Annotated in this window: 13 protein-coding genes; 9 read left to right on the top strand and 4 right to left on the bottom strand. The window is 50.9% G+C overall.

Annotation, left to right across the window (positions count from 1 at the left end):
* Positions 1–59: 59 nt before the first annotated feature.
* Together ampG and FQZ95_RS20440 are read right to left on the bottom strand one after the other, a co-directional pair.
* Positions 60–1535 (bottom strand): muropeptide MFS transporter AmpG, encoded by a 1476-nt coding sequence (ampG, locus tag FQZ95_RS20445; protein ID WP_032183476.1) that lies wholly within the window; start codon positions 1533–1535, stop codon positions 60–62.
* A 43-nt stretch (positions 1536–1578) separates the two neighbouring features.
* Entirely contained in the window at positions 1579–2157 is a 579-nt protein-coding gene (locus FQZ95_RS20440; protein ID WP_001295326.1) for a lipoprotein, read from the bottom strand.
* A 304-nt stretch (positions 2158–2461) separates the two neighbouring features.
* Between FQZ95_RS20440 and bolA the strand changes: the two genes are divergently transcribed.
* The 9 genes from bolA (at position 2462) to fadM (ending at position 12804) form a co-directional block, all read left to right on the top strand.
* The gene (gene bolA, locus FQZ95_RS20435) at positions 2462–2779 is read left to right on the top strand and encodes a transcriptional regulator BolA (RefSeq protein WP_000973448.1); all 318 of its coding nucleotides are present in this window, start codon (positions 2462–2464) and stop codon (positions 2777–2779) included.
* A gap of 343 nt (positions 2780–3122) precedes the next feature.
* Positions 3123–4421 (top strand): trigger factor, encoded by a 1299-nt coding sequence (tig, locus tag FQZ95_RS20430; RefSeq protein ID WP_001198386.1) that lies wholly within the window; start codon positions 3123–3125, stop codon positions 4419–4421.
* 246 nt (positions 4422–4667) lie between these two features.
* Positions 4668–5291, top strand: coding sequence for an ATP-dependent Clp endopeptidase proteolytic subunit ClpP (gene clpP / locus FQZ95_RS20425; protein ID WP_160530591.1), 624 nt, complete (start codon positions 4668–4670; stop codon positions 5289–5291).
* 126 nt (positions 5292–5417) lie between these two features.
* Complete coding sequence (gene clpX, locus FQZ95_RS20420) at positions 5418–6692, top strand: ATP-dependent protease ATP-binding subunit ClpX (RefSeq protein WP_000130305.1); 1275 nt, start codon at positions 5418–5420, stop codon at positions 6690–6692.
* Between the two features lie 187 nt (positions 6693–6879).
* Positions 6880–9234: an endopeptidase La gene (lon, locus tag FQZ95_RS20415; protein ID WP_001295325.1), complete on the top strand. Its 2355-nt coding sequence runs from the start codon at positions 6880–6882 to the stop codon at positions 9232–9234.
* A gap of 190 nt (positions 9235–9424) precedes the next feature.
* Positions 9425–9715, top strand: a complete 291-nt coding sequence (gene hupB / locus FQZ95_RS20410) for a nucleoid-associated protein HU-beta (RefSeq protein ID WP_254892905.1) — start codon at positions 9425–9427, stop codon at positions 9713–9715.
* Between the two features lie 191 nt (positions 9716–9906).
* Positions 9907–11778: a peptidylprolyl isomerase gene (gene ppiD / locus FQZ95_RS20405; RefSeq protein WP_160530590.1), complete on the top strand. Its 1872-nt coding sequence runs from the start codon at positions 9907–9909 to the stop codon at positions 11776–11778.
* A gap of 150 nt (positions 11779–11928) precedes the next feature.
* A complete protein-coding gene (locus tag FQZ95_RS20400) occupies positions 11929–12300 on the top strand; it encodes a helix-hairpin-helix domain-containing protein (protein ID WP_000680297.1) in 372 nt (123 codons plus the stop codon).
* Between the two features lie 105 nt (positions 12301–12405).
* The gene (gene fadM, locus FQZ95_RS20395; RefSeq protein WP_001194534.1) at positions 12406–12804 is read left to right on the top strand and encodes a long-chain acyl-CoA thioesterase FadM; all 399 of its coding nucleotides are present in this window, start codon (positions 12406–12408) and stop codon (positions 12802–12804) included.
* Positions 12805–12855: 51 nt separating this feature from the next.
* Here fadM and queC read toward each other — a convergent pair whose 3' ends face one another.
* Positions 12856–13551 (bottom strand): 7-cyano-7-deazaguanine synthase QueC, encoded by a 696-nt coding sequence (gene queC / locus FQZ95_RS20390; RefSeq protein WP_032183478.1) that lies wholly within the window; start codon positions 13549–13551, stop codon positions 12856–12858.
* Between the two features lie 64 nt (positions 13552–13615).
* Complete coding sequence (locus tag FQZ95_RS20385) at positions 13616–15316, bottom strand: SgrR family transcriptional regulator (RefSeq protein WP_032183479.1); 1701 nt, start codon at positions 15314–15316, stop codon at positions 13616–13618.
* Between the last annotated feature and the right edge of the window lie 82 nt (positions 15317–15398).

Below are 15398 nucleotides of genomic sequence, written 5' to 3'. Positions count from 1 at the left end.
GTTTATTTAGCCGTAATAATTACGGCGAGTGATTACTACGGCTAAATAATATTTACAGATTACGTCAGATGCGTTTTTCGTAGCGCCAGATAATCCAGCAAACCACCAAGCACGACGCCAGAAAGGGCGACTAAAACCCCGACTTCCAGCAGAGCAGGCAGAAAAGAGAAGTGCGTCAAATCCAGCGCGTCCATCGTCAACAGCAGTAACCACACGGTCAACAGGCTGACGCCCGCCGCCAGTGTCCACATGGCAAAGGCATAACCTGACGGATACTCGGTGCGGGAGATAAAGTTGTCATTTACTCGTGTATATTCAAGCGTCTGGCGGCAAACCAGCAATAAAAAAAGCCCTGGTACGGCAGCGGCGACGGAGAACAGATAGAATGTCGACCAGCCGTGTGCTTCAACAAACCAACCCGCCACGGGGCCGACATAAACTCGCCCTACAGCAGAAAGCGCTGAGAGCAGGGCAAATTGAGTAGCGGAAAATGACTTATTACACAGCGTCATTAACAGCGCGACAAAGGCTGATGTACCCATCCCGCCACAGAGGTTTTCGAAAAAGACGGCTGCGCCCATGCTGTAGAGATGCTTATCAGTAATCGACAGCAGCCAGTAACCGGCGTTAGATGCACCTTGTAAAATGCCGAAAATCAGCAGCGCCCGGAACAGTGACAGGCGCTGCATCAAAATCCCACCGTACAACGCGCCAACAATGGTCGCCAGCAAGCCAAGCGTTTTGTTAACCACGCCTACTTCACCTGCATCAAATCCGACGCCGCGAATCAAAAAAGTGGTTGTCAGGCTCATGGCGAATGCGTCGCCCAGCTTATACAGCACGATGAGAAGCAAAATAAGCCACGCGTTATTGCGACCAAAGAAATCGCGCAGAGGTGCAACAACCGCTTGTTCCAGCGTTTTGGGCACAGGAACGGTGTCGGTTGGTTCTGGTGCAAGTAACGTCGCGATAATACAGGGGATCAACAGCGCCGCCATCAACCAGTACATGCCCTGCCAGCCCAGCCATTTATCTGCCAGCCACAGGGCTAAGCCGCCGGAAACCAGCATCCCTAAACGGTAACCCAGCACGCTGATTGCCGCGCCCGCACCACGCTCTTCTGCCGGGAGCACATCGGTTTTCCACGCATCGAAGACAATATCCTGGGAGGCAGAGCAAAAAGCGATCACCACCGCCAGTGCCGCCATCCAGCGGAGCTGGGTGCCTGGTTCGAGAAAACCCATCGCCGCAATGGCGACTAATAACAGAATTTGCGTGGCGAGCAGCCAACCGCGCCGCCGCCCGAAAAATGGGGGCGTGTAGCGGTCCATCAGCGGTGACCAGAGGAATTTAAAAACGTAAGCCTGGCCTACCAGAGAGAAGAAACCAATGGTTTTAAGATCGATATTCTCGACCGTCATCCAGGCCTGTAAGGTGCCGGATGTCAGGGCGAGCGGTAGCCCGGAAGCAAAACCCAGAATCAGCAATATGGCTGAACGTGGCTGTTGAAAAATACGTAAATATTGACTGGACATGGGCGTCTACAGGCCCGGTTTGCACCGGGCCAGAGGGCAGAAATTAACGCGCGTTCTGCTTGATGAATTCGTGGATGCTGGTGTCCTGAGACATATCAGCGATGGTATCGGTCAGCACACTGTTAACCGCATCGGCGATATTTTTGTTGGAGGCCTGGAACGCACCTTCAACGTTGTAGCTGGCACGATAGTTTTTGGTCATTTTGTTGCCATTCTGCGCGGTAGCGATGATAGCGATATCCGCTTTGGTGGCGATGTTATAGCGCACGTTGCCCTGGGACACGTCAGCATACAGTTGGCTAACGATGATTTGCAGATTAACCGGGCCATTCGGACCAACCATGTAACCACGCGCGGTCATCTGTTTTTCCAGCACTTCTTGCAGCAGGAAACGCAGATCGCGGGAGGCAGTCAGGGTAACGATTTGATTATCGCGGGTGACTTTTGCCAGCGCCTGATCGGTACGCTGATCGGCACCATTAATGCTTACGGTGACGCCCATCAGGCTTGGATCCTGCTGTGGCAGTGTTATCGTCGGTGAAACTTCAATAGTTGTTGGCGGTTTTGCGCATCCTGCAAGCATAAACAGAGCAACTAACGGGAAGAGGATTTTTTTGAACATGTTCGGGCTCTCAGAGACTCTTAAGCGTGTTTGGTAAAAATTCCCGCCATCATAACATTGCCAACGGCGAGGGGAAGTGGGTAAGGCATGTAAATTCATCATGTTGACGAAATAATCGCCCCTGGTAAAAGAAACGCTGATGCGAGGCCTGTGTTTCAATCTTTAAATCAGTAAACTTCATACGCTTGACGGAAAAACCAGGACGAAACCTAAATATTTGTTGTTAAGCTGCAATGGAAACGGTAAAAGCGGCTAGTATTTAAAGGGATGGATGACATCTCAGCGTTGTCGGAGGAGATATTTCATGATGATACGTGAGCGGATAGAAGAAAAATTAAGGGCGGCGTTCCAACCCGTATTCCTCGAAGTAGTGGATGAAAGCTATCGTCACAATGTCCCAGCCGGCTCTGAAAGCCATTTTAAAGTTGTGCTGGTCAGCGATCGTTTTACGGGTGAACGTTTTCTGAATCGTCATCGAATGATTTACAGTACTTTAGCGGAGGAACTCTCTACTACCGTTCATGCGCTGGCTCTGCATACTTACACTATTAAGGAGTGGGAAGGGTTGCAGGACACCGTCTTTGCCTCTCCTCCCTGTCGTGGAGCAGGAAGCATCGCGTAAAAACGCATTTGCAACTGTCGGCGCTTTTCCAGTATGTTGCTAAAGATTTTATGAAAAACGGCCTGCGGGCCGTTTTGTTTTGTCTGGATTTTGCGCTTTTTGCCCAGCATTCAGACGAAAATTGCCCGGGAATTGTGAAAAAATACGCGACAGCGCGCAATAACCGTTCTCGACTCATAAAAGTGATGCCGCTATAATGCCGCGTCCTATTTGAATGCTTTCGGGATGATTCTGGTAACAGGGAATGTGATTGATTATAAGAACATCCCGGTTCCGCGAAGCCAACAACCTGTGCTTGCGGGGTAAGAGTTGACCGAGCACTGTGATTTTTTGAGGTAACAAGATGCAAGTTTCAGTTGAAACCACTCAAGGCCTTGGCCGCCGTGTAACGATTACTATCGCTGCTGACAGCATCGAGACCGCTGTTAAAAGCGAGCTGGTCAACGTTGCGAAAAAAGTACGTATTGACGGCTTCCGCAAAGGCAAAGTGCCAATGAATATCGTTGCTCAGCGTTATGGCGCGTCTGTACGCCAGGACGTTCTGGGTGACCTGATGAGCCGTAACTTCATTGACGCCATCATTAAAGAAAAAATCAATCCGGCTGGCGCACCGACTTATGTTCCGGGCGAATACAAGCTGGGTGAAGACTTCACCTACTCTGTAGAGTTTGAAGTTTATCCGGAAGTTGAACTGCAGGGTCTGGAAGCGATCGAAGTTGAAAAACCGATCGTTGAAGTGACCGACGCTGACGTTGACGGCATGCTGGATACTCTGCGTAAACAGCAGGCGACCTGGAAAGAAAAAGACGGCGCTGTTGAAGCAGAAGACCGCGTAACCATCGACTTCACCGGTTCTGTAGACGGCGAAGAGTTCGAAGGCGGTAAAGCGTCTGATTTCGTACTGGCGATGGGCCAGGGTCGTATGATCCCGGGCTTTGAAGACGGTATCAAAGGCCACAAAGCGGGCGAAGAGTTCACCATCGACGTGACCTTCCCGGAAGAGTACCACGCAGAAAACCTGAAAGGTAAAGCAGCGAAATTCGCTATCAACCTGAAGAAAGTTGAAGAGCGTGAACTGCCGGAACTGACTGCAGAATTCATCAAACGTTTCGGCGTTGAAGATGGTTCCGTAGAAGGTCTGCGCGCTGAAGTGCGTAAAAACATGGAGCGCGAGCTGAAGAGCGCCATCCGTAACCGCGTTAAGTCTCAGGCGATCGAAGGTCTGGTAAAAGCTAACGACATCGACGTACCGGCTGCGCTGATCGACAGCGAAATCGACGTTCTGCGTCGCCAGGCTGCACAGCGTTTCGGCGGTAACGAAAAACAGGCTCTGGAACTGCCGCGCGAACTGTTCGAAGAACAAGCTAAACGCCGCGTAGTTGTTGGCCTGCTGCTGGGCGAAGTTATCCGCACCAACGAGCTGAAAGCTGACGAAGAACGCGTGAAAGGCCTGATCGAAGAGATGGCTTCTGCGTACGAAGATCCGAAAGAAGTTATCGAGTTCTACAGCAAAAACAAAGAACTGATGGACAACATGCGCAATGTTGCTCTGGAAGAACAGGCTGTTGAAGCTGTACTGGCGAAAGCGAAAGTGACTGAAAAAGAAACCACTTTCAACGAGCTGATGAACCAGCAGGCGTAATTTACGCAGCATAACGCGCTAAATTCGCACAAAGGCCCATCACCGCCAGGTGGTGGGTCTTTTTTTTGTCATGAATTTTGCATGGAACCGTGCGAAAAGCCTCTTTCGGTGTTAGCGTAACAACAAAAGATTGTTATGCTTGAAATATGGTGATGCCGTACCCATAACACAGGGACTAGCTGATAATCCGTCCATAAGGTTACAATCGGTACAGCAGGTTTTTTCAATTTTATCCAGGAGACGGAAATGTCATACAGCGGCGAACGAGATAACTTTGCACCCCATATGGCGCTGGTGCCGATGGTCATTGAACAGACCTCACGTGGTGAGCGCTCTTTTGATATCTATTCTCGTCTACTTAAGGAACGCGTCATTTTTCTGACTGGCCAGGTTGAAGACCACATGGCTAACCTGATTGTGGCGCAGATGCTGTTCCTGGAAGCAGAAAACCCAGAAAAAGATATCTATCTGTACATTAACTCCCCAGGCGGGGTGATCACTGCCGGGATGTCTATCTATGACACCATGCAGTTTATCAAGCCTGATGTCAGCACCATCTGCATGGGCCAGGCGGCCTCGATGGGCGCTTTCTTGCTGACCGCCGGGGCAAAAGGTAAACGTTTCTGCCTGCCGAATTCGCGCGTGATGATTCACCAGCCGTTGGGCGGCTACCAGGGCCAGGCGACCGATATCGAAATTCATGCTCGTGAAATTCTGAAAGTTAAAGGGCGTATGAATGAACTTATAGCGCTTCATACGGGTCAATCATTAGAACAGATTGAACGTGACACCGAGCGCGATCGCTTCCTTTCCGCCCCTGAAGCGGTGGAATACGGTCTGGTCGATTCGATTCTGACCCATCGTAATTGATGCCAGAGGCGCAACTGTGCCGCTATACTTATCCAGGGCGGCACAACGCTATAAAGCGGCTTGCGCCTGAGAATGGCATTTGCGTCGTCGTGTGCGGCACAAAGAACAAAGAAGAGGTTTTGACCCATGACAGATAAACGCAAAGATGGCTCAGGCAAATTGCTGTATTGCTCTTTTTGCGGCAAAAGCCAGCATGAAGTGCGCAAGCTGATTGCCGGTCCATCCGTGTATATCTGCGACGAATGTGTTGATTTATGTAACGACATCATTCGCGAAGAGATTAAAGAAGTTGCACCGCATCGTGAACGCAGTGCGCTACCGACGCCGCATGAAATTCGCAACCACCTGGACGATTACGTTATCGGTCAGGAACAGGCGAAAAAAGTGCTGGCGGTCGCGGTATACAACCACTACAAACGTCTGCGCAACGGAGATACCAGCAATGGTGTCGAGTTGGGCAAAAGTAACATTCTGCTGATCGGTCCGACCGGTTCCGGTAAAACGCTGCTGGCCGAAACGCTGGCGCGCCTGCTGGACGTCCCGTTCACCATGGCCGATGCAACCACGCTGACCGAAGCCGGTTATGTGGGCGAAGACGTTGAAAACATCATTCAGAAGCTGTTGCAAAAGTGCGATTACGACGTACAGAAAGCGCAGCGCGGGATTGTCTACATCGATGAAATCGACAAGATTTCTCGTAAGTCAGACAACCCGTCCATTACCCGAGACGTTTCCGGTGAAGGCGTACAGCAGGCACTGTTGAAACTGATCGAAGGTACGGTAGCTGCTGTTCCACCGCAAGGTGGGCGTAAACATCCGCAGCAGGAATTCTTGCAGGTTGATACCTCTAAGATCCTGTTTATCTGTGGCGGTGCGTTTGCCGGTCTGGATAAAGTGATTTCCCATCGTGTAGAAACAGGCTCCGGCATTGGTTTTGGCGCGACGGTAAAAGCGAAATCTGACAAAGCAAGTGAAGGCGAGCTGCTGGCGCAGGTTGAACCGGAAGATCTGATCAAGTTTGGTCTGATCCCTGAGTTCATTGGTCGTCTGCCGGTTGTCGCAACGTTGAATGAACTGAGCGAAGAAGCTCTGATTCAGATCCTCAAAGAGCCGAAAAACGCCCTGACCAAGCAGTATCAGGCGCTGTTTAATCTGGAAGGCGTGGATCTGGAATTCCGTGACGAGGCGCTGGATGCTATCGCTAAGAAAGCGATGGCACGTAAAACCGGTGCTCGTGGTCTGCGTTCCATCGTTGAAGCCGCACTGCTCGATACCATGTATGATCTGCCGTCCATGGAAGATGTCGAAAAAGTGGTTATCGACGAGTCGGTAATTGATGGCCAAAGCAAACCGTTGCTGATTTATGGCAAGCCGGAAGCGCAACAGGCATCTGGTGAATAATTAACCATTCCCATACAATTAGTTAACCAAAAAGGGGGGATTTTATCTCCCCTTTAATTTTTCCTCTATTCTCGGCGTTGAATGTGGGGGAAACATCCCCATATACTGACGTACATGTTAATAGATGGCGTGAAGCACAGTCGTGTCATCTGATTACCTGGCGGAAATTAAACTAAGAGAGAGCTCTATGAATCCTGAGCGTTCTGAACGCATTGAAATCCCCGTATTGCCGCTGCGCGATGTGGTGGTTTATCCGCACATGGTCATCCCCTTATTTGTCGGGCGGGAAAAATCTATCCGTTGTCTGGAAGCGGCGATGGACCATGATAAAAAAATTATGCTGGTCGCGCAGAAAGAAGCTTCAACGGATGAGCCGGGTGTAAACGATCTTTTCACCGTCGGGACCGTGGCCTCTATATTGCAGATGCTGAAACTGCCTGACGGCACCGTCAAAGTGCTGGTCGAGGGGTTACAGCGCGCGCGTATTTCTGCGCTCTCTGACAATGGCGAACACTTTTCTGCGAAGGCGGAGTATCTGGAGTCGCCGACCATTGATGAGCGGGAACAGGAAGTGCTGGTGCGCACCGCAATCAGCCAGTTTGAAGGTTATATCAAGCTGAACAAAAAAATCCCACCAGAAGTGCTGACGTCGCTGAACAGCATCGACGATCCGGCGCGTCTGGCGGATACCATTGCTGCGCATATGCCGCTGAAACTCGCTGACAAACAGTCTGTTCTGGAGATGTCCGACGTCAACGAACGTCTGGAATATCTGATGGCGATGATGGAATCGGAAATCGATCTGCTGCAGGTTGAGAAACGCATTCGCAACCGCGTTAAAAAGCAGATGGAAAAATCCCAGCGTGAGTACTATCTGAACGAGCAAATGAAAGCTATTCAGAAAGAACTCGGCGAAATGGACGATGCACCGGACGAAAACGAAGCACTGAAGCGCAAAATCGACGCGGCGAAAATGCCGAAAGAGGCAAAAGAGAAAGCGGAAGCAGAACTGCAGAAGCTGAAAATGATGTCTCCGATGTCGGCAGAAGCGACCGTAGTGCGTGGTTATATCGACTGGATGGTACAGGTGCCGTGGAATGCGCGTAGCAAGGTCAAAAAAGACCTGCGTCAGGCGCAGGAAATCCTTGATACCGACCATTATGGTCTGGAGCGCGTGAAAGATCGTATCCTTGAGTATCTTGCGGTTCAAAGCCGTGTCAACAAAATCAAAGGACCGATCCTCTGCCTGGTAGGGCCGCCGGGGGTAGGTAAAACCTCTCTTGGTCAGTCCATCGCCAAAGCCACCGGGCGTAAATATGTCCGTATGGCGCTGGGCGGCGTGCGTGACGAAGCGGAAATCCGTGGTCACCGCCGTACTTACATCGGTTCTATGCCGGGTAAACTGATCCAGAAAATGGCGAAAGTGGGCGTGAAAAACCCGCTGTTCCTGCTCGATGAGATCGACAAAATGTCTTCTGACATGCGAGGCGATCCGGCTTCCGCACTGCTTGAAGTGCTGGATCCAGAGCAGAACGTAGCGTTCAGCGACCACTACCTGGAAGTGGATTACGATCTCAGCGACGTGATGTTTGTCGCGACGTCAAACTCCATGAACATTCCGGCACCGCTGCTGGATCGTATGGAAGTGATTCGCCTCTCCGGTTATACCGAAGATGAAAAACTGAACATCGCCAAACGTCACCTGCTGCCGAAGCAGATTGAACGTAATGCACTGAAAAAAGGTGAACTGACCGTCGACGATAGCGCCATTATCGGCATTATTCGTTACTACACCCGTGAGGCGGGCGTGCGTGGCCTGGAGCGTGAAATCTCCAAACTGTGTCGCAAAGCGGTTAAGCAGTTACTGCTCGATAAGTCATTAAAACATATCGAAATTAACGGCGATAACCTGCATGACTATCTCGGTGTTCAGCGTTTCGACTATGGACGCGCGGATAACGAAAACCGTGTCGGTCAGGTAACTGGTCTGGCGTGGACGGAAGTGGGCGGTGACTTACTTACCATTGAAACCGCGTGCGTTCCGGGTAAAGGCAAACTGACCTATACCGGTTCGCTCGGCGAAGTGATGCAGGAGTCCATTCAGGCGGCGTTAACGGTGGTTCGTGCGCGTGCGGAAAAACTGGGGATCAACCCTGATTTTTACGAAAAACGCGACATCCACGTCCACGTACCGGAAGGTGCGACGCCGAAAGATGGTCCGAGTGCCGGTATTGCTATGTGCACCGCGCTGGTTTCTTGCCTGACCGGTAACCCGGTTCGTGCCGATGTGGCAATGACCGGTGAGATCACTCTGCGTGGTCAGGTACTGCCGATCGGTGGTTTGAAAGAAAAACTACTGGCAGCGCATCGCGGCGGGATTAAAACAGTGTTAATTCCGTTCGAAAATAAACGCGATCTGGAAGAGATTCCTGACAACGTAATTGCTGATCTGGACATTCATCCTGTGAAACGCATTGAGGAAGTTCTGACTCTGGCGCTGCAAAATGAACCGTCTGGCATGCAGGTTGTGACTGCAAAATAGTGACCTCGCGCAAAATGCACTAATAAAAACAGGGCTGGCAGGCTAATTCGGACTTGCCAGCCTTTTTTTGTCTCGCTAAGTTAGATGGCGGATTGGGCTTGCCCTTATTAAGGGGTGTTGTAAGGGGATGGCTGGCCTGATATAACTGCTGCGCGTTCGTACCTTGAAGGATTCAAGTGCGATATAAATTATAAAGAGGAAGAGAAGAGTGAATAAATCTCAATTGATCGACAAGATTGCTGCAGGGGCTGATATCTCTAAAGCTGCGGCTGGCCGTGCGTTAGATGCTATTATTGCTTCCGTAACTGAATCTCTGAAAGAAGGGGATGATGTAGCACTGGTAGGTTTTGGTACTTTTGCCGTTAAAGAGCGTGCTGCCCGTACTGGCCGCAACCCGCAGACCGGTAAAGAGATCACCATCGCTGCCGCTAAAGTACCGAGCTTCCGTGCAGGTAAAGCACTGAAAGACGCGGTAAACTAAGCGTTGTCCCCAGTGGGGATGTGACGAAGTTCAAGGGCGCATCTACTGATGTGCCTTTTTTATTTGTATTCGGTGACTTTCTGCGTCTTGTGGGCTGACAATTGCCCCCGTTTCTTGTCACAATAGGCCTTTGCGCGCATCGATACGTTGCGTGAGGTACACAGTCATCTACAGCGGAGTGTTGTTACACCATGATGGACAGCTTACGCACGGCTGCAAACAGTCTCGTGCTCAAGATTATTTTCGGTATCATTATCGTGTCGTTCATATTGACCGGCGTGAGTGGTTACCTGATTGGCGGAGGCAATAACTACGCCGCAAAAGTGAATGACCAGGAAATCAGCCGTGGGCAGTTCGAGAACGCCTTCAACAGCGAGCGTAATCGCATGCAGCAACAGCTGGGCGATCAATACTCTGAGCTTGCAGCGAACGAAGGCTATATGAAAACCCTGCGTCAACAGGTGCTGAATCGTCTGATCGACGAGGCGCTGCTGGATCAGTACGCTCGTGAGCTGAAACTGGGTATCAGTGATGAGCAGGTTAAACAGGAGATTTTCGCGACCCCAGCCTTCCAGGTTGACGGCAAATTTGATAACAGCCGCTATAACGGTATCCTCAACCAGATGGGGATGACCGCCGATCAGTACGCCCAGGCGCTACGTAACCAGCTCACTACCCAACAGCTGATTAACGGCGTTGCCGGTACCGATTTTATGCTGAAAGGTGAAACCGACGAGCTGGCGGCACTGGTAGCTCAACAACGCGTGGTACGTGAAGCGACTATCGATGTTAACGCGCTGGCGGCGAAGCAGCCTGTGACCGAACAGGAAATTGCCAGCTACTACGAACAAAACAAAAACAATTTCATGACGCCGGAACAATTCCGCGTGAGTTACATCAAGCTGGATGCCGCAACGATGCAGCAACCGGTTAGCGATGCGGATATCCAGAGCTACTACGATCAGCATCAGGATCAATTCACCCAGCCGCAGCGTACCCGCTACAGCATCATCCAGACCAAAACTGAAGATGAAGCGAAAGCGGTACTTGATGAGCTGAATAAAGGCGGTGATTTTGCTGCGTTAGCCAAAGAAAAATCTGCCGATATTATCTCTGCCCGTAACGGCGGCGATATGGGTTGGTTAGAAGATGCCACTATCCCGGACGAACTGAAAAATGCTGGTCTGAAAGAAAAAGGCCAACTCTCTGGTGTCATCAAATCTTCGGTCGGTTTCCTGATTGTACGTCTGGACGACATTCAGCCAGCGAAAGTGAAGTCGTTAGACGAAGTGCGTGACGATGTCGTGGCGAAAGTGAAACACGAAAAAGCTCTCGATGCGTACTACGCACTGCAGCAGAAAGTGAGCGATGCAGCAAGCAATGATACCGAGTCTCTGGCCGGTGCAGAGCAAGCTGCGGGCGTAAAAGCCACTCAGACGGGTTGGTTCAGCAAAGATAACCTGCCGGAAGAGTTGAACTTTAAGCCGGTTGCAGACGCTATCTTTAACGGCGGTCTGGTAGGTGAAAACGGCGCACCGGGCATCAACTCTGACATCATCACCGTAGACGGCGACCGCGCATTCGTGCTGCGCATCAGCGAGCACAAACCGGAAGCGGTGAAACCGTTGGCAGATGTTCAGGAACAAGTTAAGGCACTGGTTCAGCACAACAAAGCTGAACAACAGGCGAAAGTGGATGCTGAAAAACTGCTGGTTGATTTGAAAGCCGGCAAAGGTGCAGAAGCTATGCAGGCCGCCGGTCTGAAATTTGGCGAGCCGAAAACCTTAAGCCGTTCCGGTCGTGACCCGATTAGCCAGGCGGCGTTTGCACTGCCACTGCCAGCGAAAGACAAACCGAGCTACGGTATGGCGACCGATATGCAAGGTAATGTGGTTCTGCTGGCGCTGGATGAAGTGAAACAAGGTTCAATGCCGGAAGATCAGAAAAAAGCGATGGTGCAGGGTATCACCCAGAACAACGCACAAATCGTCTTTGAAGCTCTGATGAGTAACCTGCGTAAAGAGGCGAAAATCAAAATTGGCGATGCGCTGGAACAGCAATAATCCTGAAGCCGCCTCGCAAAAAAATGCTTTGCAGCTGTAACAAGAAAAGGTCGCTTTCGCGGCCTTTTCCATTTCTGAACATTGCCATTTGTTTCCTGTTTTCACTGCCGTTAAGGTGATTCCACTGTTAACAAACAAGGAGAAAACAGTATGAAACACGGAATTAAAGCACTGCTCATTACCCTGTCCCTGGCCTGTGCCGGAATGTCTCATAGCGCGCTGGCGGCAGCTCCTGCGGCGAAACCGACAACGGTAGAAACCAAAGCGGAAGCTCCTGCAGCACAAAGTAAAGCAGCAGTACCGACTAAAGCCAGTGACGAAGAAGGTACCCGGGTCAGCATTAATAATGCCAGCGCGGAAGAGTTAGCCCGCGCGATGAATGGCGTTGGCCTGAAGAAGGCGCAGGCGATTGTCAGTTATCGCGAAGAGTACGGTCCGTTTAAAACGGTGGAGGATCTCAAGCAGGTGCCGGGGATGGGCAATTCGCTGGTGGAACGTAATCTGGCGGTATTAACCCTGTAATTAATTTGCATAGTGGCAAATTTTTGCCAGACTGAAGAGGTCATACCAGTTATGACCTCTGTACTTATAACAGTTCTTATAACAACAACGTAAGGTTATTGCGCTATGCAAACACAAATCAAAGTTCGTGGATACCATCTCGACGTTTACCAGCACGTAAACAACGCCCGCTACCTTGAGTTTCTCGAAGAAGCCCGCTGGGATGGGTTGGAAAATAGCGACAGTTTTCAGTGGATGACGGCCCATAACATCGCCTTCGTCGTGGTCAATATCAATATTAACTATCGTCGCCCGGCGGTATTAAGCGACCTGTTAACCATTACCAGTCAGTTGCAGCAATTAAACGGTAAAAGCGGCATCTTAAGCCAGGTCATTACACTGGAGCCGGAAGGGCAGGTGGTCGCGGATGCGCTTATTACGTTTGTTTGTATTGATCTTAAAACGCAGAAAGCATTAGCTCTGGAAGGGGAATTGCGCGAAAAGCTGGAGCAGATGGTTAAGTAAACGTTTTGTGGTGCCGGATGCTCAAGCCGCATCCGGCGACACCCGGAATAATTACTTCAACCCGGTTTTCTGCTTCATCGCTGCCATCACCGTCGGTTTATCGGCCAGATAATGATGCAAACCGTTGGAGCGTAAATTACACGCCGCACAATGACCGCAACCGTCGCCTTTAATGCCGTTATAGCAGGTCAACGTTTCGTTACGGACTAAATCTAGTTTGCCGTAATAATCAGCCAGCGCCCAGGTTTCCGCTTTATCAATCCACATCAGCGGCGTTTCAAAACGAATATTTTTCGCCATGCCTAAACTGACGGCATGGTTTAGTGCTTTCACAAACTCATCGCGGCAATCCGGGTAACCGGAGAAATCCGTTTCGCAGACGCCGGTAATTACGGCTTCTGCTTTTACCTGATACGCATATATTGCCGCCAGTGTCAGGAACAAAATATTACGCCCAGGGACAAACGTATTCGGGATGCCATCAGCTTCAGGTTCATAATCAGGCACCGGAATGCTGTCACGCGTCAGGCTGCTGACCGCCAGTTCGTTGAGCAGCGTTACATCCAGCACTTTATGTGCACGAGCGCCCAGTTTCAGCGCCAGTTCGCGTGCCACGTCGATTTCTGCGCGATGTCGCTGACCGTAATCGAACGTCACGCAATGGACTTCATCATATTGTTGTAATGCCTGCACCAGACAGGTGGTGGAATCCTGGCCTCCACTGAACACAACGACAGCACGTTTCATAGATAATCCTGCTTGAACAATAAAAGCGTTATGGTAACGCCTGCGATTAACCCGGACCAGCTATTCATTGCGACGGCGCGGGAAGCCAGGCTTCGGTAAATTCAAACCAGCCTCGCGGTGTCAGCCGCACACCGTTCACGCCGGGAGGGGCGCTAATGCGATAGTGATAGTTGAACAGCGGCGTCAGCGTCGCATCTGCCATTAACTGGCTAAAAACCGCTTTCAGGGCATTAAATCGGTTTTCCTCATCAGGCATTACTTGCACCGCGTCCAGTGTCGATTGCAAATGTGCATATGCTGGAGCCTCGAAAACATGTGGCCACAGTGGATCGCATCGCAGCCATTGCTCCAGGGTATATTCCGGCGCTTCGCCAATTAACCTGTCGCCCATCATGAGGTCTGCTTGTGTCAGCAGGGTCGTGTCGTCCCAGTTTTTTGCGTTATGAAAAATAATTGTAAGTTCACAGCCTTCCGCGGCCAGTGTCGCCTGTAGGCGTTCTGCCATGGTATGAAGTTCTATCGGTAGGTGATAAACCAGCGTCAAGGTTTTCGGTAGTTTGACGTCATCCGGTACTTGCCATTGTGGAATAGTCCAGCCAGGCAGTAATGCATGACTGGCGGTGATCAGGTTTTCTCCGACTTCTAACGTTTGTAATAAACCGGATTGATGAATAATGGAGATCACTTTTCGCGCCTGCCAGAGGGACAGTCGGGGACTTTTGCGCAACGTTAAATAGCAAAAACCTAAACTGATGCCACTACTGACCTGGCTGACCCGTTGCAGCTCCTCAGGTTTGCCGATAGTGATTTGCACGGGATGCCGACAACTGGTTCCCAAATCTTTTTCGAAAAGCGGCGGAGTTATCCAGTACTCAACCGCTTTAAGCAGCGGATGACGTAAATGGTAATAATCATGACTCTCCAGGCGCACCAGTTCCGCTGTGAATTGTGTTAAGCGAAAAGGACCAGTGCCGATCAGGGGGAATTGCGGATGCGCCAGATGGCTGCAGTAGCTCGCCAGCCGGTGCGCAAGCCAGTAATCGGGGCGATGTAAAAAGAAGGTCAGACACTGCGGATGGGTGACTTCAATACGCTTCACGCTAATAAATAATAGATCCAGTGCTGGCAGTTGTAACAGCATCAATAACCGCTGGTGTAAGTGTGAGGCTTTTACTGCATCGCCGTTATGCCAGTGTAGGGTTGAGCGAAGATAAAAGTCCCAGCGTAACCCGTCAGCAGAGGTTTCCCAGTGATGCGCTAAATCGCCAATCGGGCGCTGGGTATTATTATCGAAGCGGGTCAGGCCGGAAAATATCTGTCCGGCGAGATGCTGCTCGGCACGGCCGGGCAAAAAGCCCGGTTGTAGCGGTTCGAGCGGGCGATAGTAGGGAATACGCAACGTGGGCGTATCGTTTTGCCATTGTCCGCCCATAAACGGCTGTAACAGAGTGCGCAGCTCACCTGGGGCCAGTTGCGCCAGCTCCAGCACATCTTGCTGCTTTCCGGTTTCCAGCGCCTGTTCCATCATCGCATTGCGTAGCGATTCTGGCGTGACCAGAAAGCGTAGTTGACCGCGCTTTCCGCGTCCTGACTGCGCCTGCCACTCCAGCCATCCCGCCTCCTGTGCCTGGCGTAACAGCGTACGAACATGGCGTTCGCTGCAAAAACAGCGTTCGGCCAGTTCGCTGACGGTGACGGTTTGCGGCTTTCCGGCGGAAGGTTGCCACAGACGTTGATACTGGTTAAGACGGTTGAGCAGTCGCATATAAACCCGGAACAATATTATTTAACTATTCACTATTACTTCCGTATATATCAGGTGATACTCAATCGCTATTAACCGTGTC

The organism is Escherichia sp. HH41S, assembly GCF_009820115.1.
GTDB lineage: Bacteria > Pseudomonadota > Gammaproteobacteria > Enterobacterales > Enterobacteriaceae > Escherichia > Escherichia coli_F.
This window is presented reverse-complemented; position numbering and strand designations above follow the sequence as displayed.

What these genes read in the sequence shown, in the direction of transcription:
- ampG (WP_032183476.1), bottom strand. Translation starts at nt 1,535, where the DNA reads ATGTCCAGTCAATATTTACGTATTTTTCAACAGCCACGTTCAGCCATA.
- FQZ95_RS20440 (WP_001295326.1), bottom strand. Translation starts at nt 2,157, where the DNA reads ATGTTCAAAAAAATCCTCTTCCCGTTAGTTGCTCTGTTTATGCTTGCA.
- bolA (WP_000973448.1), top strand. Translation starts at nt 2,462, where the DNA reads ATGATGATACGTGAGCGGATAGAAGAAAAATTAAGGGCGGCGTTCCAA.
- tig (WP_001198386.1), top strand. Translation starts at nt 3,123, where the DNA reads ATGCAAGTTTCAGTTGAAACCACTCAAGGCCTTGGCCGCCGTGTAACG.
- clpP (WP_160530591.1), top strand. Translation starts at nt 4,668, where the DNA reads ATGTCATACAGCGGCGAACGAGATAACTTTGCACCCCATATGGCGCTG.
- clpX (WP_000130305.1), top strand. Translation starts at nt 5,418, where the DNA reads ATGACAGATAAACGCAAAGATGGCTCAGGCAAATTGCTGTATTGCTCT.
- lon (WP_001295325.1), top strand. Translation starts at nt 6,880, where the DNA reads ATGAATCCTGAGCGTTCTGAACGCATTGAAATCCCCGTATTGCCGCTG.
- ppiD (WP_160530590.1), top strand. Translation starts at nt 9,907, where the DNA reads ATGATGGACAGCTTACGCACGGCTGCAAACAGTCTCGTGCTCAAGATT.
- FQZ95_RS20400 (WP_000680297.1), top strand. Translation starts at nt 11,929, where the DNA reads ATGAAACACGGAATTAAAGCACTGCTCATTACCCTGTCCCTGGCCTGT.
- fadM (WP_001194534.1), top strand. Translation starts at nt 12,406, where the DNA reads ATGCAAACACAAATCAAAGTTCGTGGATACCATCTCGACGTTTACCAG.
- queC (WP_032183478.1), bottom strand. Translation starts at nt 13,551, where the DNA reads ATGAAACGTGCTGTCGTTGTGTTCAGTGGAGGCCAGGATTCCACCACC.
- FQZ95_RS20385 (WP_032183479.1), bottom strand. Translation starts at nt 15,316, where the DNA reads ATGCGACTGCTCAACCGTCTTAACCAGTATCAACGTCTGTGGCAACCT.